This is a genomic window from Myxococcales bacterium (genome assembly GCA_016699535.1).
Taxonomy (GTDB): domain Bacteria; phylum Myxococcota_A; class Polyangia; order Polyangiales.
Genome location: CP064980.1, coordinates 1998603 through 2023316, shown reverse-complemented (window position 1 = coordinate 2023316; position 24714 = coordinate 1998603). Strand labels below are relative to the sequence as shown.

The window sequence follows — 24714 nt, the reverse complement described above, 5'->3', positions numbered from 1 at the left end:
TATGCGCGCTTCAACACAATGGCTACGACAACTTACGGGTATCGATGAAAGCCCAGAGACCCTCGCCCATCGACTTACTTTCGCAGGAATCGAAGTCGAAGAAATTACAACGCCTTATCTCAGCAACGCCAATATCGTTGTTGGCGAAGTGCGCGAAAAAAAAGCGCACCCCAATTCCGACAAACTCACGCTTGTTCAAGTATGGAACGGCCGATCTGAACGACAGGTGGTGTGCGGCGCAGCCAACGTACCGGAGCGAGGCGGTCTTGTTGCATTGGCCGAGCTCGGTGCCAAACTTCCCAATGGCCTTGAGATAGCTGAGCGTCGGGTAGCCGGCGAACTCTCGCAGGGCATGCTGTGCGCCGAGAGCGAACTAGACATCGGAAGCGACGAAAGTGGCATTCTAGTCCTCGATAAACAAAAGAGCATCGAAGCAGGAACACAACTCGACAAAGCCCTTGAACTGCAAGACAGCATTTTGCATTTGGGCCTTACGCCAAATCGCCCCGATTGTTTGGGCCATCTGGGCTTAGCGCGTGAGCTTTGCACGCTATTCGGCAAAACCTTCAAGCTCCCATACATCGAAGCCAAACTTGATTTTAGCTCTGGACTACCCAGCACCCCCATCACCATCGAAGCGCCCGAGGCTTGCCCTCGCTATGCAGCTAGCCTCCTTACAGGCGCCAAGATAGCCCCCTCGCCTTTCTGGCTACGCTACTTGCTCCATACCCTCGGTGAGCGCGCCATCAACAACGTCGTCGACGTCACCAACTATATACTTTTGCTCACCGGACATCCGATTCATGCCTTTGATCTTGATCGATTAAAAGGCAATCAGATTCGCGTACGCTTTGCAAAACAGAGCGAAACAATTGAAACGCTCGATGGCATGGATCGTAAGCTTAGCAAAGAAGATCTCATCATAGCTGACGGCAGCGAGCCAATCGCTCTAGCCGGAATCATGGGCGGAGAGAAAAGCAGCGTCCAGAGCTCAAGTAGCAAACTTTTGATAGAGTGCGCCTATTTTTCGCCCACTGTTGTACGACGTGGAGCACGCCGACACAGCATGCACACCGAAGCAAGTCATCGTTTTGAACGTGGCGTCGATCCGAATGATGCACGGTACGTCGTGGCCCAGGCTTCGGCCCTGATGGCCAAACTTGCCGGAGCGCGCATCGAGCCAAAGGCAAGCGATGTATACCCCAGACCTCAGGAAGCATTCAAAATCCATTTGAGACACGCACGCATCGAGCAGGTCCTCGGCACTGCTGTTGAAAAACCGACAGCGCAACAGATTCTTGAGCATCTAGGCTGCCAACTCAAAAACAAAGCACAGGACTGGGAAGTCACTGTACCGAGCTTTCGTCCAGACATCACTCGCGAAATCGATCTCATCGAAGAAATAGGTCGCGTATGGGGCTACGATAAGATTCCAACAGAGATCCCCTATATCCAAGCAAGCTCAAGCGAACACGATGCTGCCGAGCGCCTCAAACGAAGCCTCCGGCAAAATGCTGCCTCCCTTGGTCTTCGTGAGACTATCAACTACGCGTTTTGTTCAACCAACGATCTGAAAAAGCGAAACAAAATACTGACGCTCTACCGTTGCTGAACCCCCTTTCAGAAGAACGATCGGTGATGCGCACCTCGCTGCTACCTGGTCTGCTAAACAACCTGCAGCATGCCCAACGCTACCAAGAAGATCGTCTCTGCCTATTCGAACTCGCACGCTCGTATTTTCCACTGCCAAACGCTGAATTACCTTCGGAACGCTATAGCTTCGACTTCGTGCTGTGCGGCCCCAAAAAGGAATGGATCACCGAAAACGAAGAAATGGATTTCTTCGATGGCAAAGGGTTGATTATCAACCTCCTTCGGCGCCAGTATGCCGTCGATCCGATTGTCTATCGAAACGAAGAGCTTGAAAACGAACTAGCTTTTTTGCATCCAAAGAAAAGCGCGATCATCAAACTCGCCGAACTCGATATCGGGCACGTCGGAGTACTTCATCCCGATGTCGCTGAAGCTTTCGAGCTGCGCGGGCAGATCGTCTATGCTTCAATCGCTTTAGACGCGCTTATTCTTGTCGAGAAAAAACTTAGGCTCCCACAAGCAAAAAGCTTGCCGAAATTCCCGCACAGCACGCGAGACATCGCTCTACTCGTTAAAGAAGAGATCACCCTTGAGACGGTGATGCAGAATTTTGATGAACAAAATCAGAAATTGATCGAAAAAGTAGAACTCTTTGACCTGTACCGTGGGAATCAGCTCCCTGAACAGCACAAAAGTCTAGCCCTACGCATCTACTACCGAGACCCGGAAAACACGCTCACCGACAAGGCAATTGACAAACTCCACGGCCAAGTAACCCAGGCCCTGGCCAAGCGCCTGGACGGCAGCCTGCGCTAAGAAACGCGAAAACCTGCTTTTTTTCAGTAATTCTGGTAGCTTACCCACATGTCACCGCCTGTATTGAAGAGGCCTTCAGCTTGTTTTTGTCGACAAGCCGTGTTTGCATAGTAGAGTAACAAGAGAGGCAAAACGTGAATAAAGACCACACGATGACAAAAGCTGAACTCATCGATCGCGTTTACGAAGAGGTTGGCGGTTTTTCAAAAAAAGAAGCAGCTGAGCTCGTCGAATCCATTTTCGATACGATGAAAGATGTACTCGCTGAAGGTGAAAAGATTAAACTTTCTGGCTTCGGCAATTTCGTTGTACGCGATAAAAAAGAACGTATCGGTCGAAATCCCCGCACGGGCGAACCACAACCGATTAGCGCAAGGCGAGTTCTAACTTTTAAGCCAAGTCAAGTACTGAAAAATATTTTAAACCCAGAGCGCTACAACAACAATCGCAAGCCTGGAAACGACGGCAATCACTCAAATTCATCTTCCTCTTTCTAAACAAGAAATCTTGGTGTACAACAGATGAAGTTTTTTGAAGGTGAACTTTGTCTGCTGCATCTCTACCAGATAAACTTTTTTTCCGGATAGGCGAAGTAGCTAACATCGTGGGCGTAAAGGCTCACGTGCTTCGTTACTGGGAAGAAGAGTTCGCAGTTCTAAAGCCTATGAAGACACGCGGCTCGCATCGCGTGTATCGGCGGCGCGACGTCGAGCTCGCTGTCATGATTCGCAAGCTTCTACACGAAGACGGTTTTACCGTACCGGGTGCACGCAAACGCCTTCGGGAAATCGTCCGCCAAAAAGAAGGCCAACCTGAAGTCCAGGAAAGGCAGGAAGCGGTCCGAGAGACCAACCTGCGGGCCGACCTGCTTGCGATTCGCGAACAACTTAGCCTGCTCTTACGGCACATCGATGAGGTGCAGGAACACCCCGATCGCGCGCCTAGCGCTCCGACCGAACAACAGTTGCGCCGGGCTTTGGTACGCGCGGGCACCCGTAGCCGCTCCGAGCACCGCTAAGAACGGAAAGCCCAACGCTTTTGCCATCTTTTGCTGCGCTTTGCTCTTGCCAGGGAATCTACAAAGTGTATGGTGAGGCCCCTTTTGGGGTTCGGGGCGTAGCGCAGTCTGGTTAGCGCACAAGACTGGGGGTCTTGGGGTCGCTGGTTCGAATCCAGTCGCCCCGACTGATTTTTTCGGATGTTAGGTTATGAGTGATCGCCCATTGATTTTATTGGCCAACGATGACGGCGTTTCTGCACATGGCCTGCGCGCACTTCATCAGGCACTTGAACCCATTGCTCAGGTCTATGTGGTCGCACCGGAACGTGAGCACAGCGGGCGAAGTCATGCCATTACGCTGCGACACCCGCTGCGTGTTCGCAAAGTAAGCGAATGCGTTTTTGCTACCGACGGCACACCTGTTGACTGTGTGTACGTAGCACTTCATAGCAAAGACTTACTGCCAAGACGACCCGACCTTGTGGTCTCTGGCATTAACCACGGCGCAAACCTTGGCACTGATATTTTTTATTCCGGAACCGTCGCCGCAGCGCGTGAAGGAGCATTGCGCGGCATACCTTCCCTTGCTTTTTCCTCCTTGAATCTCGCTTATCTTGAAGAGGCCAGCCGGACCGCTCGCGACATTGTTGCTCAGACACTGCAGCAGGCAAAGCCGGGTGGACATGCTGTCCTCATCAACGTTAATTTTCCGGCCACTCGAGCCAAAGGTCTTCGCCTTAGCCGTTTAGGTGAGCGGCTTTATAAAGACGAAGTCACCGTACGCAAAGATCCTCGCGGCACCAAGTACTATTGGGTGGGCGGTCCAGGAGCACTTCACCAACCCTCCGAAGGCACCGATACCGACGCAGTCGATGCTGGATTTGCCTCCCTAACACCATTGAGCCTCGAAGCTACGCAAGACAAACACTTTGACTTTGCCTCTTCACTTGTCCAAAACACATTCGCCAAAGAGACGTCATGAGCATTCAACTTGTCCAAACCGAAATGCTGCAAAAACACATCCGAGAAGTGCCCAACTTTCCCAAAGAAGGCATTTTGTTTCGGGATATCACGCCGCTTCTTGCCAACCCTCAAGCCTTCAACTTGAGTCTCTCGCTGTTCGAAGTCGCCGCAGCAAACTACAAAGTCGATGTCGTCGCTGGCATCGAGTCACGCGGCTTTATTTTCGGAGCCGCCCTCGCCGCTCGCCTTCACAAAGCTTTTGTTCCGATTCGTAAGCCTGGCAAACTACCTGCCGAGACCGACCGTGTGGCATACAACCTTGAGTACGGAAGCGATGCCGTCGAGATCCACAAGGATGCCGTCGGCCTCAAAGACTCGGTCCTGCTGATCGACGATGTGCTAGCTACCGGCGGAACAGCGAAAGCCAGTATTGAGCTCATTGAAAAACAAAAAGCTTCAGTCTGTGCGGCTTTTTTTCTCATTGAACTCGAAAGCCTGAATGGTGCAAAAAACCTTCAAGGCACCCCCCAATTTTCACTTTTGACTTATTAAGCGCGTTTTTGATAAGCAAGCACTGCATGAAAATCAAAGGCTCCCGTAGCTCAGATGGATAGAGCAACCGCTTCCTAAGCGGTGGGTCGGAAGTTCGAATCTTCCCGGGAGCGCCAACCTCGTTTACGATCGATCGTTAAACTGGAAGCCCCTCAGGGGTACCCTTCCTCGGGGCTAACCGCTGCTAAGCATTCTATGCTCAAACACAATGTCGCGCTGCTATTTCATAGTAACGCAGTGGGACAAGACCTTCATAGCTTTTGCACACAAGATGACGCGATACGAAAGTATGAGTTAATCTACTTTTTGCAGGGCTTCGAGCATCGCCTCGGGTTGAACGAAGTTAGTTATGCGGCCAACTTCGGCGCCGTTAACTGCGTGCACCACCACGAGTGGTAGGCCATTTTGTTTGTAACTGCCAAGCCAACTCCGTTTTTGATCGTTGATGCTACCGGGGCTTAGATCGACACGCACGGTAACAAACCGCTTGAGTTCACGCACAATACGCGGATCTGAAAAAGTATGACGATCGAGTTCACCGCAAGCCACGCACCAGGATGCTCCGAAATCAACAAGCATAGGTTTGCCTTGTTGTTTGGCTTGCTCACGGGCGGCTACTAAATCGTCTTGCCAGGAAATTTTCGCGCCTGGGGGCAAGGCTTCCGCGTAGAGCAAAAGGCCCACAAGTCCCGCCATCGCACAAAACACCGCCAGAGCTTTCTGGATTCGTATCCGAACCAGCGGCGTATGAAAACTTAAATCCACAGCGCCTAGTGCAAGACCAAGGATCAACAAGCCCACCGATGTGCCAAGCAAAAACTGGGTACGCACCGCGATTCCGGAGATGAGCGGCACCAGATCCCGCACGTAGTAGACAGCCGCTACCAACATGACAATCCCAAACAAGCTCTTTACCCACTCCAACCATTCACCGGATTTGGGCAAGGACACCGCAAAGGTGCCGACAAACCAAAAGAGCATACCCAAACCAAGCGCATAAGCGCTCAGACCAAAGGCTCCAAAGGCTAGATTGCCACTGCTGCCTATCCAAGGCAGCAAAAAGCCAAGCACAGGACCGGTACAAGGCGCGGCGATCACTGCGCTCACCAAGCCAAGCGCAAAGGCGCCGCGATAGCCCACGCCTCCCACTTGAGCAAGTTTGGTTTGTAAGGCCGGCGGAAGTGCCAAGTCAAACGCGCCAAACATCGACGCAGCCAAAAGCGCAAAAACTGCCGCTAAGGCATAGAGCACCACTTGGCTTGCCAACAGCTCTCCAAAGACACCACCACTTAGGGCAGCCACCAAACCAAGGGGCGTAAAAAGTGCAACTATGCCAAACACGAAACTTGTTGACAGAAGTGCACCTTGCAAACGCGACTCTGCTTGCTTTGCACCAAACACGCCTACGGTGATGGTGATCATCGGGTAAACACAAGGCGTTAAACTCGTGGCAAGGCCCGCAGCAAATAGCAGCAACATAGCTACCGAATAGTCACCTCGCGCAAGCGCATCTTTGAAAGGCTGCTCAAAACCGTCAAGTAGCCCACTTTGCGATCCCCAGCGAAAAACACCAACGCGGCAAGAATCCCCAGGACCACCGCTATAAACAAAACTCGTCGCGATAAAATACGCATATTGTTTGAAGAAGTTAGCACAAAACTGAAGCAAACACGGAGTACCTCAGGCGATTTTATCGCCCAACTATCGCAAAATCCTGCTTCGATCTATAAGAAAGTCATGTTGCTGCTCGATCTAAAAACCTTTCCAAACGCTATGGTGATTTAGAGGCCCTTGCGGATATCACCGTGCAAAGCCCCAAAGGAACCATCGGACTGCTTGGCCCCAATGGAGCAGGCAAAAGCACTTTACTTAAACTGATTCTAGGGATCGTGCATCCATCGGCCGGAAGTATGAACGTGCTCGGCTTAGACGTTAAGGCCAATGCGACCACGTTACGAGCCCAAATTGGCTACATGCCTGAGGGCGATACCGTCATCCCGGATCTAAGCGCCCACCAATACACGACCTTGGCGGCTGAGCTTTGTGGCTTGCCTCATTCCGAAGCCGTTGCACGCGCTCACCAAGTGCTGCACTACGTGGGTCTTGGCGAAGCGCGCTACCGCAAGCTTGGTGGCTTTTCAACAGGAATGAGGCAACGTGCTCGCCTTGCTCAAGCGTTGGTGGGCAATCCAAAACTTTTACTGCTTGATGAACCCACCAGTGGTCTCGACCCACGTGGTCGCGAAGAGATGCTCAATCTCATCGCGGATATTCCAGCACGAAGCGGGGCTAGCGTGATTTTATCCACCCATATTCTTCCTGATGTGGAACGCACCTGTGAGCAAATCATTGTGCTCTCTTCCGGCACCGTGCTTTACAACGGCGAACTTGCGCCCCTACTCTCTCAAAAACAACGTTGCTTTGAGTTGCGGGGCAAAGGAGATCTAAAAAAGCTCGAAACAACGATGGAGCAAGCATCTTACACAGCGACTATCAAGGGCGACACTTTACAGATCACTGTACCGCAAAACATTTCCGCAACAGAGCTCATCCGTGTAGCCACCGAACAGGATTTTCAAGTACGCCATCTTGCGCCATTGAAACACACTCTTGAACAAGCCTTTATGAACACACTGAAAGAAGCCGGACATCTTAGCTAGCCGCACTTTGTGGAACAGTTTCGGTGATGTTCTTGCCTTCCCCGGACCGTAGCAGCACGGTCCGCAACAATACGGGCGCGATAAGTTCATTGATTGCCACAACGCCTAAAACAAGGCCCGCTGCGCTTTGCCCCAGACTAGGAAAGGTCTGAGAAAAAAGCAGAGCCAGCGCTAGCGCTAGCCCCGCCTGAGGCAAAAGACCAAATGCGGCATACTTGACCACCACAGATGGAGCGTTGGCGATACGGCTGGCCACAGCATTGCCGCCAAAAAATCCCGCTGCACGCACTACGACTAAAAGCAACGCGATTGGACCGACCGACGCTAAAACATCGAGGTGAATCGTGGCACCCGCCACCGCGAAAAACAACACAAACACCGGCGTTGTGGTCACTTCGATACTACTCACCAAGCGCTCGCCAAGACCGGTCGTGTTCTTTAATGTCACCCCGGCAGTCAGTGCCACAATCAAAGGATCAAGCTCAATACGCTGCCCTATTTCGGCTACTACAATGCATACCGCAAGCAAAAACATCGCCTCGTTTTGTCTTACTTTGCGCAAGTAGGTGAAAAAAGCCAAAGCAACGACCAGCCCAGCCCCAATCGATCCAAAGATTTCCCACAGCATTTTTTGCACCGTGGCCTGCACCCCCGGACCGCCGCCTAGCGACATTTGCGCCACCGATGACATCAAGGCAAAGCAAACAATCACCAATAAATCAGCAATCACAACGACACCAAGGATGGTTCGGATCAACGGGCCGTCCGCTCGGAGCTCCTCACGAAGCGCGACCACTACGGCGGGCGACTGAGCTGCAATGGTTACTGCCAAGACGCCAGCTACCGACACCGCTTGCAAGACATCAAGGCCGTGAAAAAATGAAAGATAATCCTTAAGCAGGAATAGAGTCAGCGTAAGCAAGGCAATGGTGCCAAGCACTGCCAAGGCGCTTATCCATGCAATGGCCTTGAGCAAAGAACGTAAAGCACGCAAGTCGGTTTCAATCCCAGCACTCAGCGCGATAAGACATACAGCCACGCCATTAACCAACCGCAAATCCGTCAACATCTGCTCACTCAGCAGTTCGATGGCACTGGGTCCAAAAACAACGCCGGCAGCAATGTAGCCAGTGAGTTTCGGCAACCCCAAGCCGGCAAAAAGGCGTCCTGAATAAAATGCAATCAGCAACACAAACCCGGCCGCCAAAATGGTATCGGCACCCGCCACAGTAACGGCTCCTTGAGGCACAAAGGAGCGCGCAGCCTGCATGAACGCTGCTATTGTACCAATCACGAAGATGCGTCGTATCATGCTGAACTCTCCTTGCTCAGCTTGGCCGATGTTTCATGCTTACGACGCACGAAGCGAATGCCGTACCTGAGAAGCCCTTGCGCAGAAAGCTCACTGATTACCGCACCACCGACCACGGCAGTCACCATCCAGGTAATATGCTCGCTATGGTAGAAAATCTGCACGCTCACAATGGTAGCCACAGCCAAAGCTCCCATCGGCGCTGCAACGAAACCCAACTCGTTTCCTCGAATGAGATGCCCAAGTTCAGTTCGAAGCGATAGGCGCGTGCTCAAAAAACGAGCAACGACGCGTGCCACCACAAAAATCGGTAAAAGCCACCATCCATACGCTTCGGCGCTGTTCCAATGCGCTCCTACGACGAACAAAAACAAAAGATAAATAGGTCGCTCCAAACTACTTAGCGTTGTAACCACCCGCGCTTTATATGCACCCGGAAGATTCGTTAAAAGAACGCCCACGATGAAACTGAGCACAAGAGGCGAAAGCGCAAGATACGCTGCCATGCCGGAAGAAAACGCCACACAGCCAAGGATCACCGTTGTTAGTTCAGCGTGGCTAAGTTTGCGACGAAGCATGACATAGATCACCACCCCTACCGTCATACCGAGTCCCAAGGTGATGAGGAGCCAGGCCGTTCCGGGAAGCTGCCAAGCAACTTTAACCAAACGAGGTCTAAAATAAGCACCAAGAAAAGCTAAACCAACAATGCAAGCAACGTCATCGAGCCGATAGATATCTTGAAGAAAATTAATTTGCTTGGAAGGAATTCGATTGGCCTTCAATATGTGCCTTGCCATGGGCGCACCCATTGCTCCCGCCACCCCAAGCGCTGCTGCATCCCGCCACACGATAAGTACCGAAGCATTCCCTTGCGCAAGGTACATAAAACAAAAAGAGCACAACATGACCAGCGCAGCAGGCAGTGCGGTACTAAGTGACACAATCCGAAAAGTTCCACGTGGCAAGGCATCCAAAGAGCGAAGCTGAAAATGAAAACCGGTCAGTAAGCCTAGCCAACCTAAGCCTAGATGAAGCAAAGGGGTGAGTTGCTTTAAGAGGGGGTTGAGTAAAATCCCTTAAGCTAGGAAGCTGGCTGAGCAAACCTAAGGCTAAAAAGGGAAAACCCGAAGTCACCATTTGCGAGATACCTAAGCGCCGTTCCCATTTCTGAACGCGTGGATGGGCTCCAAGATAAGCAAGGGAAATCAAAAGCACGAAGGAAAGAATCGCCGCTATAGCTAGCTCGCTACGCTCAACTTTGCTTTGCTCCGAAGCAGCAGCATGTTGCGCCCAGACTTTGGACACCCATAAACTGTTTGAAAGACAAGCACTTGCTATCGCCAAGATAGTCACTTGGAAGCTAGGACCGCGATGACATCGTTTTGCAACCAAAGAACGGATCAAAAAAGCTCGCTTGAAAAACCTACTTTAACTCAAACTTCGCTAGCGGCCAATGGCCTTTGTTAGCTGAGTTCGTAGATAAAAAGCTGTCTAGGAACGAGAGCAGCGCCTCAGAAGCACCGCCATAAAAAACCACCCTAAAAGTTGCATGGTGCTCTGATCGTTGGAATCCGCCACATAACAAGCACACCCGCCGTCGGTGCTCGGAGCTGGCAAGATTCCGTCAGTTCCGGCATCCTCGCTACTCGTACCCGAATCCGAACCCCCGCTTATTCCACCATCGGTATTGCCATCGACGCCACCATTGCCACCAGGGCCTTCGCCCCCTACAGATCCCGGTGGTGGATCACCCACGCTAAAGTAAACGCGTGCAATTTTTCCTCCCACATCGCCCGTAGCAGAGTTATCCGGATTGGGATAATTTCCGAGGAACTCCACCTTGTAATAAGCGTAGCCCGTAGCAATGGTCGTACTCAATGCGAAAGGACCCAGCTCTCGATTGGTAACATCATCCCACAGACAATCGCGATTGCCATTGCCGTCGCAGTCGTTGCAGCCATTGGCCCCACACGTTTGAGTCCAAGCCGTATCAATAGGCGTCCAAACCACGTTCCATGGACCGGAGCCGCTGCTGGAACCAGAGATCTGCGCTCTGAAATGGCTCATGCGATGGAAGACCATGAGAAAATGAAAATTAAGTTGTTTTTCACTGTCGGATACCGGTCCAACCACTTGCCAAAACTTGGCGTCTTGGTTGGGATAAAAGGTATCACTACCCTGATCGGCCCAACGAATGGCGTGGCCCGTCCATGTTTTACCACCGACAACGCAGTTTATATCGGTTGGATCTTGTGTCTTTTCGCTACCACCCCAACTACCGCCCCCAGATACCGTATTCTTTTCCCAAAACTTCTGAGTATCCTGGCAATAGTCGCTATCACTAGGGTTTTCACCATGAAACCACGGGTTCTTTATCAGATTATCGTCCGGTAGTGTGTCGTATTCAAAACCATACAATAGAAAAATGACTGCGGTTAACAGCACGCTCCAAACCAGATTTGGCATATTGGTAGGCCTACCCACTATCGCTTTAGATTAACACAAACCGGGACAAACGCTACTGAGCCACGAGCGATCTAGAGGCATCCTAGACATCTATGGGCTTATACCTGTAGGGTGAGTGCTGTCGGTGAAGACCCGAGACGCTACCTTGTTCAAATAAACAAAGTAGCGTCTCGGAATACTTATTCACACCATGCAGGCTCTTCGGGCAGGGCGTGGTCGACCAGGAGCTCGGCGAAGTTTTGAGTATTCACCATCCGAATTCGATCCGGCGCAACCGAATAGACGATTTCATCGCCATTTCCCCGCATGAAAATGCTGCGCTTGACCGCGGAGTTCGGTGATTGCCACCAGTTGTAGCAATCGCTGCCGCCCCAATAGTACGGCGAACTCTGCTCTTGTGCGGCATCTGGTGATCGAGCATACCCGTCAAAGAAAAACCTTGCTCAACGCTCACATCAAAAACCAGCAAGCCATTAAAGGTAAGCTCGGAGCCATAGCCTCCATCTTGATTGCCACCTTCACAGATACCCATGGGGATTGCTAACTTACCAGCCCTACCCGAAGCATCTGAAGGGAAGTAGTTAAAGGCGAGATGATCATCCGTTGCATCCGAGGTCGTCCCACGGCTTCCAATGATTTCTTTGTGTAGCAGAGTCGCAGTATCCCCTTGCACATCAAAGATCTGCAGCATGATGCCAGTGAACCAGGCAAAATCGCCTTGATCACTTGCATCAAAACCGATGGTGAGCAGATGAGTTTCATCCATAAAATGCATGTAGGTAGAGAAACCCGGAATCTTTAGCTCGCCCGTTACCTTGGGTGCACGTGGATTACTCAAATCAAAGGTATACAAAGGATCGGTTTTTTGAAAGTGACCACAAAACCACGGTCGCCGTCAAAGCGCACCGAACGAATGTCTTCCGTTTTCGCTAAACCATCAATTGAGCCTGTCACGTTCAAAGCAACTTTACCCGTAGCGTCAGCACCCTCCTCAAGAACATACAGACCGTTGCTGCTATCACCCCCCGAGCCAACATAGCCTTGAGTTGTTGCAATGCGTAAAAAGCCATTGTGCTCATCCATCGAAAACTGGTTGAGCACACGCCCTGGAACATTTCCAGATCCTCGATACTCCGCTGGTTTTGCTCCGGAGGACAACGCTAGTTTATGCACAAGGGTAGATTCGCTGCCAGAAAATCCAGGATAGTAGCCAGGACTTTGAACCGTCCCTGCCAGAGCCACAGAGTCACTTTGTTCATAGTAAACACTTGCAACGTACAGACTCTCACTTGACGAGTAAACTTCGCCCTCCCCGCCCACGATTGTCGTCGATGCCACCGCATTTTCTTTATCAAGAGCAAGCGATAACACCGAAAGGTAATCATTGCCGCTGTCTACGGGCGCTTCATAAAAGCCCTGACAGCTTGCGTTCAAAGGCTGCCCCTCATCTTGCTGTCCCCCGTCGTAGCGATAAACGGTGCCATGGGGGATATGCTCATCAAGCACGAGGCTGTAAACTCGCGCATGCATTCTTCGGCGCAGCCGCTCGAAAGCGACTTGAACATCTTCACGAGAAACCTGATCTGCATCATCGCAATATGCTTCAGCCAGACTGGCGGGATAGTAATCAATATCGGAAAGCATTGACGACGCATCGCTAAGCACAACATGAATATCATTCGCAATCCGTCGTGAATCCACAAAGTTTCCACTATGCTCGATACGCTCTAGGAGCTTAGGTGCCTTGCGATTCTCAATGTCGTAAACAAAAAGCTCAAAGCCAGAGGATGAATAATAGGGATTATAGTCCGAAGGCGCGCCATAATTGTTATAGTCAATGTTTTGTCCATCGCAGCTCGGCTCGGGTGAAGCTAAAACCACAGCCCTAGTATCGGTTACAAAAAGCTTTTGGGGCATTGCCTCGATAGTGGTTTCCGAGACAACATTGAAGTCTGTGGCCGGCCAGCCTTGAAGGATTTGCAAGATATTTCCAGCAAGCACGTAAATAAAAGTGCCATCGTTTTTTATAAAATCAGCTTCATCAACTCCGGCGACTTGATTATTTGTACTACTGTATTCATCAGCGCTTAGGGGCCTAGGAGCGGTGTCTTGCGCGGCTGTGCTCGCCACACCCGCGTCAGCAGAACCGTAGCCATCCTCGTAGTTCGGTCCTGTATAGCAAAGTCCATAATATTTAAAGCCTGAATCGATTGCATCAAGCAACGCTTTTTCATTGTCATTAATACTTTCTTTGATCTTTTCCCAAAGTCTAGCTTTAACAGCAGCCCCAAGTGCATCGCAATCTTCAATGCTACGCAAACTACCCTTCGCAAAGCTATAGTTGTCCTCATAGGAATGTGAACACGCACAAAGCGCTAAAAGCAGAAAAGCCAAAACCATAAAGAGGCACTGGTTTAAATAGCACGGGACTCCGTGTCGCGAGTTTGGGCTTTGCAAGACATCTCGTTTTTTCATGGATCAACCTTTTGAAAATTGTCGTAGGACTTCGTTGCTTGAAGGCATTGCAAAGACTGTGCCATTTACCAGTGCCTATCTTCTCGCTGAAATTCGAGCTCATCTGTGTATCGCTACTTCCTACCAGTCACATGCTTGGCACAGACTGACACATTGCAGAAAAGCGTACCGCTATCGCGTGTTTCAGGCCGACTCAGTCAAACGCTCTAATTCAAAATGGCGCCGAAAAGATTCGAAGCTCACAAACATTAAAAAAGCGGTGCTGCAAGAAGCAGCACCGCTCAAAGATAGAAAGACAAACACTACCGATTCCCTCCGCAGTTTAGGGCGTCAATGCGTTGTTTACTTTGCCGTTAACTCTTTGCACTTTAGCCCTATAGCGATGAGCAAGAATCGATGGCGTATTTCCGGGCAAATGCTCACTTTGACAAAAACGTTTATCTTCCTCAGATAGGTGAGAAAAGAGAGGTTGCACGGTCCGGTCTATATCCACGACTGCCTCCTGAATCTTCGCATCCCATCGTGAAGCAAGCCGCTCAAAGTCCTCAGGGTAAATCGTTCCCCTGCATTGCTCCGAACCGCATCGGCAGGCAAAAGGCCTTTCAAGATTAAGCGCACCATAATCACTACTAATTTGTACCCCTGCAGGAATGTCCTGAACCGCAATCTCGAACTCCACCCCGCCAATGGCAAAAGTGTTGGCATCACAATGATGGTTCATATATCTGCCAAAATCCCAACACATGATGCGTCGTCCCTTGGCATCACGCCAAGTATAGGTTTCTAGAATCTCCGCATGTGTTCTATCTAGAAGGTCAAGTCTGCGTGGACTTAAGATTTGGTCTAAAGGATCAAGTACCCACGTGATTGTCCCACGCGGAATATCGCGTGTTGCAACAACCCCATAACCTATCTCAGGGCTGATGAAACACAATTCAGTATCTGGATGAAGCATCTACGTACTCCTTCTACGCCCCTTAGGGCGTTCAATCGTACTGACTTACCATGAGCCGACGACCTCTCCCAGAGGAAAAGTGACAGAATGAAGCGGCAACAGCTTTTTTGAGTCAGGACGACTTGGCAAGGAGCCAGCCAAACCTCCAAAGGATTGATGGCCACACAACTACGCTGGCTCTACCAGCCAACTCGCTCTCGGTCAGCCCTGATCATTGAACGCTGAGCCACTTTCCTCGCCGTTCCGGGACAGGCCCACCTCTATGGCGCGGTGAGCAATGCTGGATCGGGTCCGGGTCCATCCAGTGTTTTTAAGAAGGCGACAAGGTCAGTTTCTTCGGCATCTGTCAAATCAAGTGGACTTAGAACGTCGGTACCCAAAAACCCACCACTGGCACCCCCCTTACTAAAGAAGGCCACAACGTCTTCCAGGCTTCTTAACTGACCCGTATGGCTGTAGGTCGGACGCTGAGCCACGCAGCGCAGACCCGGGGTACGGAAGGCCCCTAGCAGAGACTCGAAGTCGATGCTTTCGTAAGCATCGAGTCGGCCATCATCGCCATCGCTAAAAATGCCGCGTACGTTTAGGGGATCCTCCAACATCGCAGCGAGACCTTCACTCGCTCCAGGATCGTTACCCACCTGCATAAAGTTCGCCACAGTCGCGCTCGGTAAACCAACATTGTAAAACCGTTGATCGCTGAAAAACGGACCAGAATGGCAAGAAACGCAACCAGCTTTGCCAACAAAAAGCAGCGCCCCCCGCTTTTCTCCATCATTCAGTGCGCTGCTATCGCCATGCACCCAGTTATCAAACCGGCTCTGACCACAGCTAAGCTGCCGCAGGTAAGCGCTGAGCGCTTTACCGAAATTGACGGCCACCCGGGTCACGTTGTCGTCGTAGGGCTTCTCGCAGCTTGCATTGCGGTCAACGAGCTCGGGGCTATCCGTCTGATGTGGCATCTCGGTGCAGCCTGCTTCGCTTGCATCCAATGCCGCAAAAGCGCTGATGTCTGGAAAAGGCCCAAAAACGCTTTCATATTCGCCCAGATAATAACGCTGGATCTGCTGAGCCACAAACAGACGCGAACTGTTAAGCTCCATGGCTTTTTCTATCGGAGCAAAGACCTGGTTGTAAGCCGCATCGTGGCGCCCATCCCACATGAGCAACTTGGCCTGTCCAACATCAAGCAAAGAAGGAGCACGGCGGGTTGTCCATCCGGCACCGAGCGATACTTGATATCGGGTACTTCGAGTATCGACAAAACTATCCTCAGGAACGTGGCAACTCGCGCAAGCAAGTTTTCCAGTTTCGCCTGCATTGCCGACTGTACCGGATAGACCATTGTTGTCGCTTTCCAACAAAGGCCCAGAAAACCGTGTATCAAAAAATTTTTGCCCAAGTGCCGCAGCAGCAGAATCATCCGCATACGCATTGCTGATATCTTCAGGTGCCGCGGGAAGCTCCTCTGGGCTAAGCGATTGGAAAACAGCTTCGTACTCCCCAAACTCGTTTCCACCATCCGCTTGCGTGCAAGCACTTAGAAGCAAACTACACGATAGATAATATCGAAGTTTCATAACTCAATAACGCAGCGTAAGATCCATGTTGGCAATCTGCGGTCCCCCGTTTTCATTAAGCGACTTAATTTCAATCGTATTGCTCCCCGATTGTAACTCCGCCAGGTCCAAGGGTACAGAAAAGGCACGGATTTCATAGCCGCCCGATGGATTGCTGTCATCATAGCGGTGCCAACTCCCCCCGTTGATTCGATAGTCCATGCCCGTGGACGGATTCATCCAAGTAAAATCAAAGAGTGCCGATGTGACAGAATCAAGATCTACATTTTGCAGACTCACCGAGACGGCTTGGCTTGAACTCAGGCTACGCCCCCATTTCACGGTGTTTCCGCTGGCTTGGATGTTATCTGCAACATCATACGCACGCACCAATGGCAGTGAAGGTCCGTCGAAACCAATATTGTCCCAACGGAAAACTTGGCTTGGCGTACCTTGTGCTTTTGCCGCGTTATAGTGACTGTGTTGAAAAGCCACAAAACCTCGAGTGAAATTCAAGTCAAGGTTGTTCACCACAGCAATACGCCTAAAGCTTGAAGGATCATCGTAGTCCGAAGCCCACACCTCTGCACTGTCTTGATTAATATGGACCTCCATATGATTGAGCACACTATCGTGCGTTAGAAAGCACTCGGTCGAATCAAAGTCGTATTGACCGTATTCGTGCAGGATATCACCGTCACGTGAGACAAAGACACGCGTCAGGCTGTTTTCCCAGTTGCTTTTGTTGCAGTTCGTCCCCTCAAAAGCAAAACCGACGCCATTTCGGGGAAAGGAATAGACAGAAGGCGCACCATGGTACGGGACAGGTTCGGGATCTTCAGTAATCCACATTTCTACCCACCAACCGTGACCATCGTTGTTAGGATTCAACTTTGCATCCACATCAAACGAAATAACACCTGTCCGGTCCGCAAAATCAAAGGGCTGCCGAATCATCATCGAGTTGATACCAAAGTCGCCGGTATCGTGAAGGACTTCGTTCAGTTGCTGTGACAAAACACCGGCGCTGTCTTCGCCATCACATATGCCAAAGTCCTCTCCGACCGCGACGTCCGAAAAACTCTGTCCGCAAAAGGTGGCCGGAAAATCATAACCGCCTTCGGTACTTGCAAGTCTACGGGTAAACCACGAACCAACATCATGCCCCCAACGTGATACAGCCCATAGCTGCTCATTCATATCCCCGCCGCGGCCTCCAGCCTGTGGGTTCTCGAAAGTCTCACAAAATGCACCATCCGCAATCGCGCAAGAACCGGGCTCCGGACGTGGCGGCAATTGATCAGGACGATAAGAGTCAGGACTTGGTTGACTACTGGTTCCGCTTCCATTGCCATTGCTGGTTATGTTGTTTCCGGCGCCAGAACTACTCCCGGCTCCGACACCGTCAACGGTTCCTGTACAAGCGAGTAAAACACAAGACGCAAACGCGTACACGACGACGCAAAACGATTTCATCCAACCCCCACGATTGGTCCCAACACCACTGTTGAGAACCAAGGTCTAATTGAAGCAACAACTATACCAACGGGAATCTATTGAAATAGTTCATCTTTACCTGACAGGGCTGGAACATTAGCTGCGCCTTACCGCATAATTTGCGGCGCGTCGCAGTGAAATAAAAACAAAGGGGCATTCCCACACACAGCATCACACATACTTTATTCATGAATGTGTCTGGAGCGCCTAGGAACCCCGAAACGTAGTGCGCCAACCACCATCGAAATAATTCCTAAACCCAAAAGAAACAGACCACCGCGCGGTTCAAGCAACGAGAAGTCTCGTTGCGAGCCTAACCAACGGCGCACGCCAAGAAAAGTAAAAATGAGCGAGACCATTGGCATCAACGCCACCAACAGCAAAGCGGCTCGCGCCGATTGCATTCGTACGAGTGTTCGGCGGCGGTAACAGATCGCAAAGACAACAAAAGAGCAAAGCGGAATAGTCCAAAGATTAAACGCTTTTGTATTCGCCAGTTCAAAAGCAGAAGGCGACGCCACACGGCTGAGCGTTACAGAAAAAGCATCCAAGAAAAAACCCACTAACAAGCACAAAGCCCCAGCGCAAAGCCAAGCCCGTCCATAGGAAAACCCAAAGGAAAGAACTTCAGTCTCGCTCTCGAGAATGTTCTGTGAAAAAGGATCGGGCGGCAATTCATGCCATTCGACCAGCGGCAATTCATGCTCGGGACAAAGTGCTAAATTCTCAAAACTTTCCCTGCAAAATGGACAAAAACCAATAGCGATAACGTTGTTTGAAGGCTGATGCATCGACCTGATCTCTATTGACTGCTATACCACCGGACTAAGGAGGAGTCATGAACCAAAGTACAGTTGGAATTCAAATCAAAGCCGATGATGAGGTTGCCAAGGGCCGCTTTGCCAACTTGGCTCAAGTCGGCAGCGCTCACGATTCCTTCGTATTGGACTTTGCATTTGTACAAGGTGGCGCAGGATGGTTACTGTCTAGACTGCTTATGTCACCTTCGCATGCCAAACGTTTTCACTCTGCTCTGGGCGAGACTCTCGCACGACACGAAGAGCGCTTCGGAGCAATCGAACCAGCCCCGAACTTGCAATAGCCATGATCACGCGAAGCATTAAAAAGAAAGATTTCGACTATATTGTTTCTGTTCTCGACAGTTGGTTCGGCGGACTGTCACGCGACCGTGCGCATCCAGTTTTTTCTACGAGCTCGGGAAGCACGCGATTGTCGCAGAAAACAACGGGGAGGTCGTTGGCTTTCTGCTTGGCTTTCTGGCGCCCGCTGATCCTCCAATCGCATACGTTCATTTTGTTGGCATCAAACCAGAATACCGTCTCAAAGGTGTAGGACGATCTCTGTACGACACCTTCATCAAAGGCTGCGTTAAAGCGGGAGCAAAAGGAGTGAAGGCTATCGCGCCTCTTGGAAATGGCGACTCTGCGCGCTTTCACACCGCACTTGGTTTCCAGGTTCATGAAGACCGGCACTACGCCGGACCAAACCGTGGCAGGCAGATATTTACCAAGGAACTTTAAGGATGGCTGACTCATAAAACGCTAGCCGATCTGTTGAAAAAGCAGTGCAACTCACGTTACTATTGAAAACAGTGCCCGGAGGCCGACAAACACTATGAGTTATTCTGGAGTCGAAAAATCAAGTACTGCCCGAACGTCTCTCGGTGCCGCTCTTGAAGCTTTGCAAGCAGACACAAACATACCCGGCGATGTTATGGAAGTAGCGTCCAATATCGCTGGGGCAGTAGGCGCTTTGTTTGAAGCCGAACATGCAAGTTCGGAAGTCGATGGTAAAAGCTGCGTTAAAAGGGCTATTGCCATCTTGAGTCAAACACTCGCCCTACTGCAAGATGTTCGCGCTGAAAACCAAGGCATCGAGCTTGCGACAAAAACAATCGCCGAAGCGATGTCCACCCTCTATCCTCTTTCCACAGCGCAAACGCGCTTCCCACCGGCACACGATGCTCAGCCGGATGCGGAAAAATTTGCTTACGCAAAAACGCAATTCCAAACGGCATCACAAATGCCAAAACCAGTAGCGAATACTCCCTCTATCCAACCCGACAAAGCAGCTTCGGTTCCGCCAGTTTCACACGCACCGCAAAGCCCATCGCACACCCCGCATCCAGCATCGGCTTCGCCTTCAGCACAGCCCGCAGTATCCGGGGCCCCTGCCACTGAAAACAGAGCAGTCTCTGTACCAATCAGCGCAGAGCGCCAGGAACTCGAAGCCAATATTGGCGCAAACACTGAAACCAACCTTTTCGTCGGCTTTAGCGGCGAAATCTCGGAAGGCGGCGTATTCGTAGCTACCTACAATGTTTTGGCGAAAGGCACCCCAGTGCACCTGCTCCTTACTTTGCCTGGTGGCTTCGAGATGAATCTTTTTGGAGTAGTACGTTTTGTACGTGACCCAATGGATTTTTCCTCGGACTCCGAGCCCGGCATTGGTGGTGCCTTTGAATCGCTGAGCCAAGAGCACCGTCAGTTGCTTTTACGCTTCATCCAGAAGCGTCCGCCTATTTTTTACGACGAGTAGCCGTACCGTAGGCCAAGACTTCCACTCTCACTTTTCGTTGTTCGGAACGATGGCTATCTCCTAGCAACGCAGTTTGCAGACGCACGTTTACGATTCGCTCGAAGTTAAGCTCTAGCGCTTGCTCTTTGAGTCTCAGCAACGCTTCACGGCGAGCACGTTCAAAAAGAGCATCGTAGCGCGTAATGTGCCCACCGAACAAAGCACGTAATAAAAACTGAAACTGAGAAACTCGATCGGCTGCGATCACTATACTCCCCGTAACCAAAGCAACTTCCGAATCATCCACTTCATGACCGGAGGGGCAGTTAGTTGAAATCGGAATGTGGCTAAACGTTTCTTCCCTCAACCGGATCTGTCTAAAATGATAGCGCTCCAGCAATCGAGAGCTCACCATAATGGTTGCTACAATGGCGAGGACAAAAGCTGCTTGAATCACGCTGAGACTCGCACGGCAGTGCCGTACGCAAAAAGCTCAGCGGCGCCCTGGGCTACACTACTCGTTGAGAATCGCACATTGAGCACAGCGTTCGCCCCGCGCAGCTCAGCCTCTTTCTGCATACGTCGAAGTGCTTCCTCACGAGCTTCTTGCAAAAGTTCGGTATAACCTTTGAGCTCACCACCGACCATGTTTTTTAAACTTGCTACCATATCTCGACCAAGGTGCTTGGCTCGAACCGTACTGCCAGACACCAAGCCAAGGCATTCTAGAATCTCTTTGCCGGGAATGCTTTCCATATTGCTGAGCAACACAATGGAGTGCTCGTGTCGCGCCGGCGCGCGCTCGACACTCACCCACCGACCCCAAGAAGCTTGTTCATCGAGGCTTCATCCGCTGGGGTAAACTCGTAGTCATCAAACTCTTTGGAATGCACCCACCGGTAGCTCAGCACAGCTTTGGGCGTAAGAGCTTCGCTCAACAAGCGACACTCGTACAAAAAAAGATCGACGGTGTAGTGGGCATAAGGATGGCTCACATAAGAGATGAGTTGTCCCACTTCTACCTTTGCATCAAGACGTTCAGCAATCTCACGCTGAAGCGCTTCGGTGTCGTTTTCACCTTCTTCGCGTCGTCCCCCTGGAAATTCCCATAGCAGAGGAAGGACAGCAGTCGCTCTGCGTTGGGTGATGAGGTATCGACCCTCTCGTTCGATCACTGCTGCTACTACCCGAATGACTTTGTTTTCGCTTTCCGGCACCAGCAGATATTATACCACACTCGCCTCGCAAGTAAGTTACCTGACCGCTAAAATCCCCGAGAACTGCAATACGGCACAAGACCGTGTCCGGATCGTCGCTCCCGCAGGGAAAAATGCTACGATTCATCGCATTTTTATGCCATCGCTCCTCACCATGGCGTTCAATATGCCTCGCCCACACTTCTCCGAGCTGCTCGAAGTTTGGGATTTTTCCCTCGGTCCGGACGTTCGGGACACGCTCTAGTAAAAGGAAAAATTACAGCAAACCTTCACAAAGTATAGGTAGCCACGACCTCTTTGGGGGGACGCTGCACTTCCGTCACGATGCTCGTGACCAGATCCTGTCCAGAGCTTTGAAAGTACAGAGACTCACCCACATCCGGTTCCCCCGAGTTCGGCTCGACGCCTTTTTCTCCAAAACGCAATCCGCCGCACAGCTTACGGTTAAGCGCCATATGCGCCCCAAGCCAGCGACCGGTGCTAATATCGCGAACCCCAACGCAAGTGTCACGACGGATGTGATACTCGGTGTTTCGTGTCACGTAAACTCGATGCACGCGACGATCGCTTTCATGGTACATTGGCATTGCTGTGTAGATTTGCTGTATCGAAGCGCTTCTGTCAACTTTCAACACTTTTTTTTTCAAATGCAAAACAGTTCTACCGTGAAAACTATTCTCCTAAAAGCCAACAATTTTACACCCTTAAAGCGCACACCATGGGCGGGCACTCGAATTGCAAAGCAATTCAAAAACGAACTTGGTCTCGACTTTTCGAGCGCTCAGATAGGTGAAAGTTGGGAGCTATCGGTCGAGCCGGACTTTCCGTCCTACGCCATGCAAAGCAATCAAAGCCTGGCAGAGATTTTGGCTTCGGAGCCCGAGGCTTATCTGGGCAAGGAATATCAGGCCGGACGCAACTCAACGGCATTGCTAGTCAAGCTGCTTGATGCCGGAGAAGCCCTGTCCGTGCAAATTCATCCCAGCGATAACTACCAAGGACTAAAACCCGAGGAAGCCGGCAAACCCGAGAGTTGGTATGTGCTCGCAGCCTCGCCAAATAGCGGCGTTTATGTCGGCCTTAAAAAAGGCGCTAGCAAAGAGGCCATGCGCCAATGTCTTCAGGAGCGAGGGGACTTTTCTGAGTTTCTTCACTTCGTGGCACTCGAGCCAGGTGATTTTTTGGTGATTGAAGCCGGCATGCCTCACGCAGTCGGCGCGGGGGTCACCCTGATCGAGCCACAACATGTCCTGCCCGGTAAGCGAGGGGTGACTTATCGTTACTGGGATTGGAATCGCCGCTATGCCAAAGATGGCTCGGCGGATCCTCAAGGTAGCCCGCGCGAGCTGCATCTCGATCACGCACTCGCAGTCACCAACTGGGATCTTGCTGAAAATGACGCTTGGCTTACACGCGTCTTTCGGCGCAGCGGCAGAGCCAACACCACCGGCAGCGTTCAATTGGATGCACTCTGCGGGAAAGGATCAAAAGCTCTGCCTTCTGATTTTCTAAACGTCAGCCGCATCCAGGGCAACGGCAGCCTTCGGATTCCAGATAGCGGTTATCTCATGGGGCTTACCGTTGTCGCTGGCGAGATTACCATCGAGGCTGAGCGCGACTCGGTCACTGTAAAAAAAGGCGAGAGCGCCGCAATTCCAGCTGTTTTTAGCGGAAACGGTCAATTGCACTGCAAGCAAGCGCATGCCTTAATTAGTACGGTAAATGTAAGCCAAGACTAGAACATCAACACTAAGGGCGCATTAAAGCATGCAAAACACCTTGACGGGAGCGCTATGGCAGGAAAGAGTCCGCCTCCAATGACCGCCCCATCCAAATCATTGGTGCCGGCCTGACCGGTATGTCCGCCGGACATCACCTCAAGCGGCCCTACGAAATCCACGAACGTAACGATTTTGTTGGAGGGCATGCCATCACCATCGAAGAGAAAGGCTATCGCTTCGATCGGACAGGTCATCTTTTGCATCTACGCGACGAGGCCATGCGTCGTTGGGTCACTACCCTCCTTAAGGATCGCACCGTCACCGTGGAGCGCAAAAGTCGTGTGTTTAGCCATGGCGTTTACACACGCTATCCCTACCAAGCAAACACCTTTGGCCTTCCCCCCGATATTGCCTACGAATGCCTTACCGGTTTCTTGGAAGCTCTGCAAAAACAAGCACAGACCACCGAGCCAAACACCTTCGAAGAGTTTTGCTTAAAATATTTCGGTGAAGGTTTTAGCAAGCACTTCATGATCCCCTACAACGCCAAACTTTGGGGAACGCATCCACGAGAGATTACCGCGCAGTGGTGTTCACGCTTTGTTCCCATGCCGAAACTTGATGATGTGATCGCTGGTGCGGTGGGCAAAAATGATCGCGAACTTGGCTACAACACCAATTTTCTCTATCCCAAGCAGGGCATCGGCGAGCTCCCTAAGGCCCTTTACAAAGGCCTCGAGCAACATACGCTGCTCGAGCACGCTCCCACAAGCATCGATTTTCAAAACAAACGCATTCATTTCCAAGATGGCAGTCGGGACTATCAAGCACTGATTGCAACCCTTCCCTTGGATATATTACTTGCTTTACTCCAAGACCTGCCAGCCGACATTCAAGAAGCAGCAAGCAAACTGCGCTGCAATCCCTTGTGGTATTTAGACGTTGCCTTACAAAGGCCATGCGGGGTTGATTTGCATTGGGCTTATGTACCCGAGGAGCGATTCCCATTTTACCGCGTTGGCTGCTACTCCAACTTTAGCGAACAAATGGCGCCACCAGGCAAAGCAGGTCTGTACGTCGAGCTTTCTTCGAGGGAAAAACCCGATATGGCGATCTTGCTACCAAAAGTCATCGAGGGTTTAATTGAAATGCGCATCATCGATAAAGCAGACGACGTCGCCTTTGCATCTCCGCGGCTGATTTCCCATGCCTATGTGCTGTACGATCACAACTACTACGGTGCCCTAGACAGAATTAAGCCCTTTTTAGCCCGACATAACATTATCCCGACCGGGCGTTACGGCGATTGGAATTACTCTTCGATGGAAGATGCGCTACTCTTCGGCCAAAAGGCAGCTCAGCAAGCCGAGGAACTCTGCACATGACC

25 protein-coding genes, 2 tRNA genes and 1 pseudogene are annotated in these 24714 nt (G+C 51.1%); 14 read left to right on the top strand and 14 right to left on the bottom strand.

Annotated elements, in window-relative coordinates; all coding sequences use genetic code 11:
* Position 1 precedes the first annotated feature (1 nt).
* The 8 genes from pheT (at position 2) to IPJ88_09615 (ending at position 5040) form a co-directional block, all read left to right on the top strand.
* Positions 2-1612, top strand: a complete 1611-nt coding sequence (gene pheT / locus IPJ88_09650; protein QQR88528.1) for a phenylalanine--tRNA ligase subunit beta — start codon at positions 2-4, stop codon at positions 1610-1612.
* The gene (locus IPJ88_09645) at positions 1606-2409 is read left to right on the top strand and encodes a hypothetical protein (protein QQR88527.1); all 804 of its coding nucleotides are present in this window, start codon (positions 1606-1608) and stop codon (positions 2407-2409) included. Before pheT ends, IPJ88_09645 begins: the two co-directional genes overlap by 7 nt.
* A 152-nt stretch (positions 2410-2561) precedes the next feature.
* Complete coding sequence (locus IPJ88_09640; protein ID QQR92015.1) at positions 2562-2906, top strand: integration host factor subunit alpha; 345 nt, start codon at positions 2562-2564, stop codon at positions 2904-2906.
* A gap of 47 nt (positions 2907-2953) precedes the next feature.
* Complete coding sequence (locus IPJ88_09635; GenBank protein QQR88526.1) at positions 2954-3427, top strand: MerR family transcriptional regulator; 474 nt, start codon at positions 2954-2956, stop codon at positions 3425-3427.
* Between the two features lie 92 nt (positions 3428-3519).
* A tRNA-Pro gene (locus IPJ88_09630) sits at positions 3520-3594 on the top strand.
* Positions 3595-3617: 23 nt separating this feature from the next.
* On the top strand, positions 3618-4391 hold the full coding sequence (gene surE / locus IPJ88_09625; protein ID QQR88525.1) for a 5'/3'-nucleotidase SurE: 774 nt from the start codon (positions 3618-3620) through the stop codon (positions 4389-4391).
* 23 nt (positions 4392-4414) lie between these two features.
* The gene (locus IPJ88_09620) at positions 4415-4924 is read left to right on the top strand and encodes an adenine phosphoribosyltransferase (protein ID QQR92014.1); all 510 of its coding nucleotides are present in this window, start codon (positions 4415-4417) and stop codon (positions 4922-4924) included.
* 39 nt (positions 4925-4963) lie between these two features.
* Positions 4964-5040, top strand: a tRNA-Arg gene (locus IPJ88_09615).
* A gap of 178 nt (positions 5041-5218) precedes the next feature.
* Here IPJ88_09615 and IPJ88_09610 read toward each other — a convergent pair.
* Positions 5219-6592 carry a thioredoxin family protein gene (locus IPJ88_09610; protein QQR88524.1) on the bottom strand — a complete coding sequence of 458 codons (1374 nt, stop codon included), beginning with the start codon at positions 6590-6592 and terminating at the stop codon, positions 5219-5221.
* 137 nt (positions 6593-6729) lie between these two features.
* Between IPJ88_09610 and IPJ88_09605 the strand changes: the two genes are divergently transcribed.
* Positions 6730-7584: an ABC transporter ATP-binding protein gene (locus tag IPJ88_09605; protein QQR88523.1), complete on the top strand. Its 855-nt coding sequence runs from the start codon at positions 6730-6732 to the stop codon at positions 7582-7584.
* On the opposite strand, the gene IPJ88_09600 is transcribed toward IPJ88_09605, so the two are convergent.
* The 9 genes from IPJ88_09600 to IPJ88_09560 all read right to left on the bottom strand — a co-directional run bounded on the left by IPJ88_09600 (position 7577) and on the right by IPJ88_09560 (position 18642).
* Positions 7577-8854, bottom strand: coding sequence for a cation:proton antiporter (locus tag IPJ88_09600; GenBank protein QQR92013.1), 1278 nt, complete (start codon positions 8852-8854; stop codon positions 7577-7579). The genes IPJ88_09605 and IPJ88_09600 overlap by 8 nt on opposite strands.
* 38 nt (positions 8855-8892) lie before the next feature.
* Positions 8893-9936, bottom strand: a complete 1044-nt coding sequence (locus IPJ88_09595) for a hypothetical protein (protein ID QQR88522.1) — start codon at positions 9934-9936, stop codon at positions 8893-8895.
* Positions 9937-10390: 454 nt separating this feature from the next.
* Entirely contained in the window at positions 10391-11365 is a 975-nt protein-coding gene (locus IPJ88_09590) for a hypothetical protein (protein ID QQR88521.1), read from the bottom strand.
* Between the two features lie 247 nt (positions 11366-11612).
* Positions 11613-12203 carry a beta-propeller domain-containing protein gene (locus IPJ88_09585; GenBank protein ID QQR88520.1) on the bottom strand — a complete coding sequence of 197 codons (591 nt, stop codon included), beginning with the start codon at positions 12201-12203 and terminating at the stop codon, positions 11613-11615.
* A complete protein-coding gene (locus IPJ88_09580) occupies positions 12200-13840 on the bottom strand; it encodes a beta-propeller domain-containing protein (GenBank protein QQR91915.1) in 1641 nt (546 codons plus the stop codon). Before IPJ88_09580 ends, IPJ88_09585 begins: the two co-directional genes overlap by 4 nt.
* 322 nt (positions 13841-14162) lie before the next feature.
* Entirely contained in the window at positions 14163-14795 is a 633-nt protein-coding gene (locus tag IPJ88_09575; protein ID QQR91914.1) for an SET domain-containing protein-lysine N-methyltransferase, read from the bottom strand.
* Positions 14796-15055: 260 nt separating this feature from the next.
* The gene (locus IPJ88_09570) at positions 15056-16375 is read right to left on the bottom strand and encodes a hypothetical protein (protein ID QQR91913.1); all 1320 of its coding nucleotides are present in this window, start codon (positions 16373-16375) and stop codon (positions 15056-15058) included.
* Between the two features lie 3 nt (positions 16376-16378).
* Positions 16379-17830 (bottom strand): hypothetical protein, encoded by a 1452-nt coding sequence (locus IPJ88_09565; protein ID QQR91912.1) that lies wholly within the window; start codon positions 17828-17830, stop codon positions 16379-16381.
* A gap of 203 nt (positions 17831-18033) precedes the next feature.
* Positions 18034-18642, bottom strand: a complete 609-nt coding sequence (locus tag IPJ88_09560) for a hypothetical protein (protein ID QQR91911.1) — start codon at positions 18640-18642, stop codon at positions 18034-18036.
* Positions 18643-18689: 47 nt separating this feature from the next.
* Here IPJ88_09560 and IPJ88_09555 point away from each other — a divergent pair, with 47 nt between their 5' ends.
* The 3 genes and pseudogenes from IPJ88_09555 (at position 18690) to IPJ88_09545 (ending at position 20410) form a co-directional block, all read left to right on the top strand.
* On the top strand, positions 18690-18953 hold the full coding sequence (locus IPJ88_09555; protein QQR91910.1) for a DUF3467 domain-containing protein: 264 nt from the start codon (positions 18690-18692) through the stop codon (positions 18951-18953).
* A gap of 2 nt (positions 18954-18955) precedes the next feature.
* Positions 18956-19392, top strand: a pseudogene (locus tag IPJ88_09550) (GNAT family N-acetyltransferase).
* Positions 19393-19486: 94 nt separating this feature from the next.
* Positions 19487-20410, top strand: coding sequence for a PilZ domain-containing protein (locus IPJ88_09545; protein ID QQR91909.1), 924 nt, complete (start codon positions 19487-19489; stop codon positions 20408-20410).
* Here the strand turns inward: IPJ88_09545 and IPJ88_09540 are convergent.
* The 4 genes from IPJ88_09540 to IPJ88_09525 form a co-directional block, all read right to left on the bottom strand.
* The gene (locus IPJ88_09540; GenBank protein ID QQR91908.1) at positions 20391-20846 is read right to left on the bottom strand and encodes a heavy metal-binding domain-containing protein; all 456 of its coding nucleotides are present in this window, start codon (positions 20844-20846) and stop codon (positions 20391-20393) included. The two genes, IPJ88_09545 and IPJ88_09540, sit on opposite strands and share 20 nt — an antisense overlap.
* Positions 20843-21160 (bottom strand): YbjQ family protein, encoded by a 318-nt coding sequence (locus IPJ88_09535; protein QQR92012.1) that lies wholly within the window; start codon positions 21158-21160, stop codon positions 20843-20845. The genes IPJ88_09540 and IPJ88_09535 overlap by 4 nt, the downstream gene beginning before the upstream one ends.
* 38 nt (positions 21161-21198) lie before the next feature.
* Positions 21199-21606, bottom strand: a complete 408-nt coding sequence (locus IPJ88_09530) for a (deoxy)nucleoside triphosphate pyrophosphohydrolase (GenBank protein ID QQR91907.1) — start codon at positions 21604-21606, stop codon at positions 21199-21201.
* 269 nt (positions 21607-21875) lie between these two features.
* On the bottom strand, positions 21876-22238 hold the full coding sequence (locus tag IPJ88_09525) for a hypothetical protein (protein ID QQR91906.1): 363 nt from the start codon (positions 22236-22238) through the stop codon (positions 21876-21878).
* Positions 22239-22271: 33 nt separating this feature from the next.
* On the opposite strand from IPJ88_09525, the gene IPJ88_09520 reads away from it, so the two are divergent.
* Entirely contained in the window at positions 22272-23345 is a 1074-nt protein-coding gene (locus IPJ88_09520; protein QQR91905.1) for a class I mannose-6-phosphate isomerase, read from the top strand.
* A gap of 119 nt (positions 23346-23464) precedes the next feature.
* A complete protein-coding gene (locus tag IPJ88_09515; GenBank protein QQR91904.1) occupies positions 23465-24712 on the top strand; it encodes an FAD-dependent oxidoreductase in 1248 nt (415 codons plus the stop codon).
* The last annotated feature ends 2 nt before the right edge of the window (positions 24713-24714 follow it).

Coding starts and splice junctions, on each gene's coding strand:
- IPJ88_09600 (QQR92013.1), bottom strand. CDS start 8,854: ATGCAGGCTGCGCGCTCCTTTGTGCCTCAAGGAGCCGTTACTGTGGCG.
- IPJ88_09580 (QQR91915.1), bottom strand. CDS start 13,840: ATGAAAAAACGAGATGTCTTGCAAAGCCCAAACTCGCGACACGGAGTC.
- IPJ88_09570 (QQR91913.1), bottom strand. CDS start 16,375: ATGAAACTTCGATATTATCTATCGTGTAGTTTGCTTCTAAGTGCTTGC.
- IPJ88_09590 (QQR88521.1), bottom strand. CDS start 11,365: ATGCCAAATCTGGTTTGGAGCGTGCTGTTAACCGCAGTCATTTTTCTA.
- IPJ88_09555 (QQR91910.1), top strand. CDS start 18,690: ATGAACCAAAGTACAGTTGGAATTCAAATCAAAGCCGATGATGAGGTT.
- IPJ88_09515 (QQR91904.1), top strand. CDS start 23,465: ATGTCCGCCGGACATCACCTCAAGCGGCCCTACGAAATCCACGAACGT.
- pheT (QQR88528.1), top strand. CDS start 2: ATGCGCGCTTCAACACAATGGCTACGACAACTTACGGGTATCGATGAA.
- IPJ88_09560 (QQR91911.1), bottom strand. CDS start 18,642: ATGCATCAGCCTTCAAACAACGTTATCGCTATTGGTTTTTGTCCATTT.
- IPJ88_09565 (QQR91912.1), bottom strand. CDS start 17,830: ATGAAATCGTTTTGCGTCGTCGTGTACGCGTTTGCGTCTTGTGTTTTA.
- IPJ88_09640 (QQR92015.1), top strand. CDS start 2,562: ATGACAAAAGCTGAACTCATCGATCGCGTTTACGAAGAGGTTGGCGGT.
- IPJ88_09545 (QQR91909.1), top strand. CDS start 19,487: ATGAGTTATTCTGGAGTCGAAAAATCAAGTACTGCCCGAACGTCTCTC.
- surE (QQR88525.1), top strand. CDS start 3,618: ATGAGTGATCGCCCATTGATTTTATTGGCCAACGATGACGGCGTTTCT.
- IPJ88_09620 (QQR92014.1), top strand. CDS start 4,415: ATGCTGCAAAAACACATCCGAGAAGTGCCCAACTTTCCCAAAGAAGGC.
- IPJ88_09575 (QQR91914.1), bottom strand. CDS start 14,795: ATGCTTCATCCAGATACTGAATTGTGTTTCATCAGCCCTGAGATAGGT.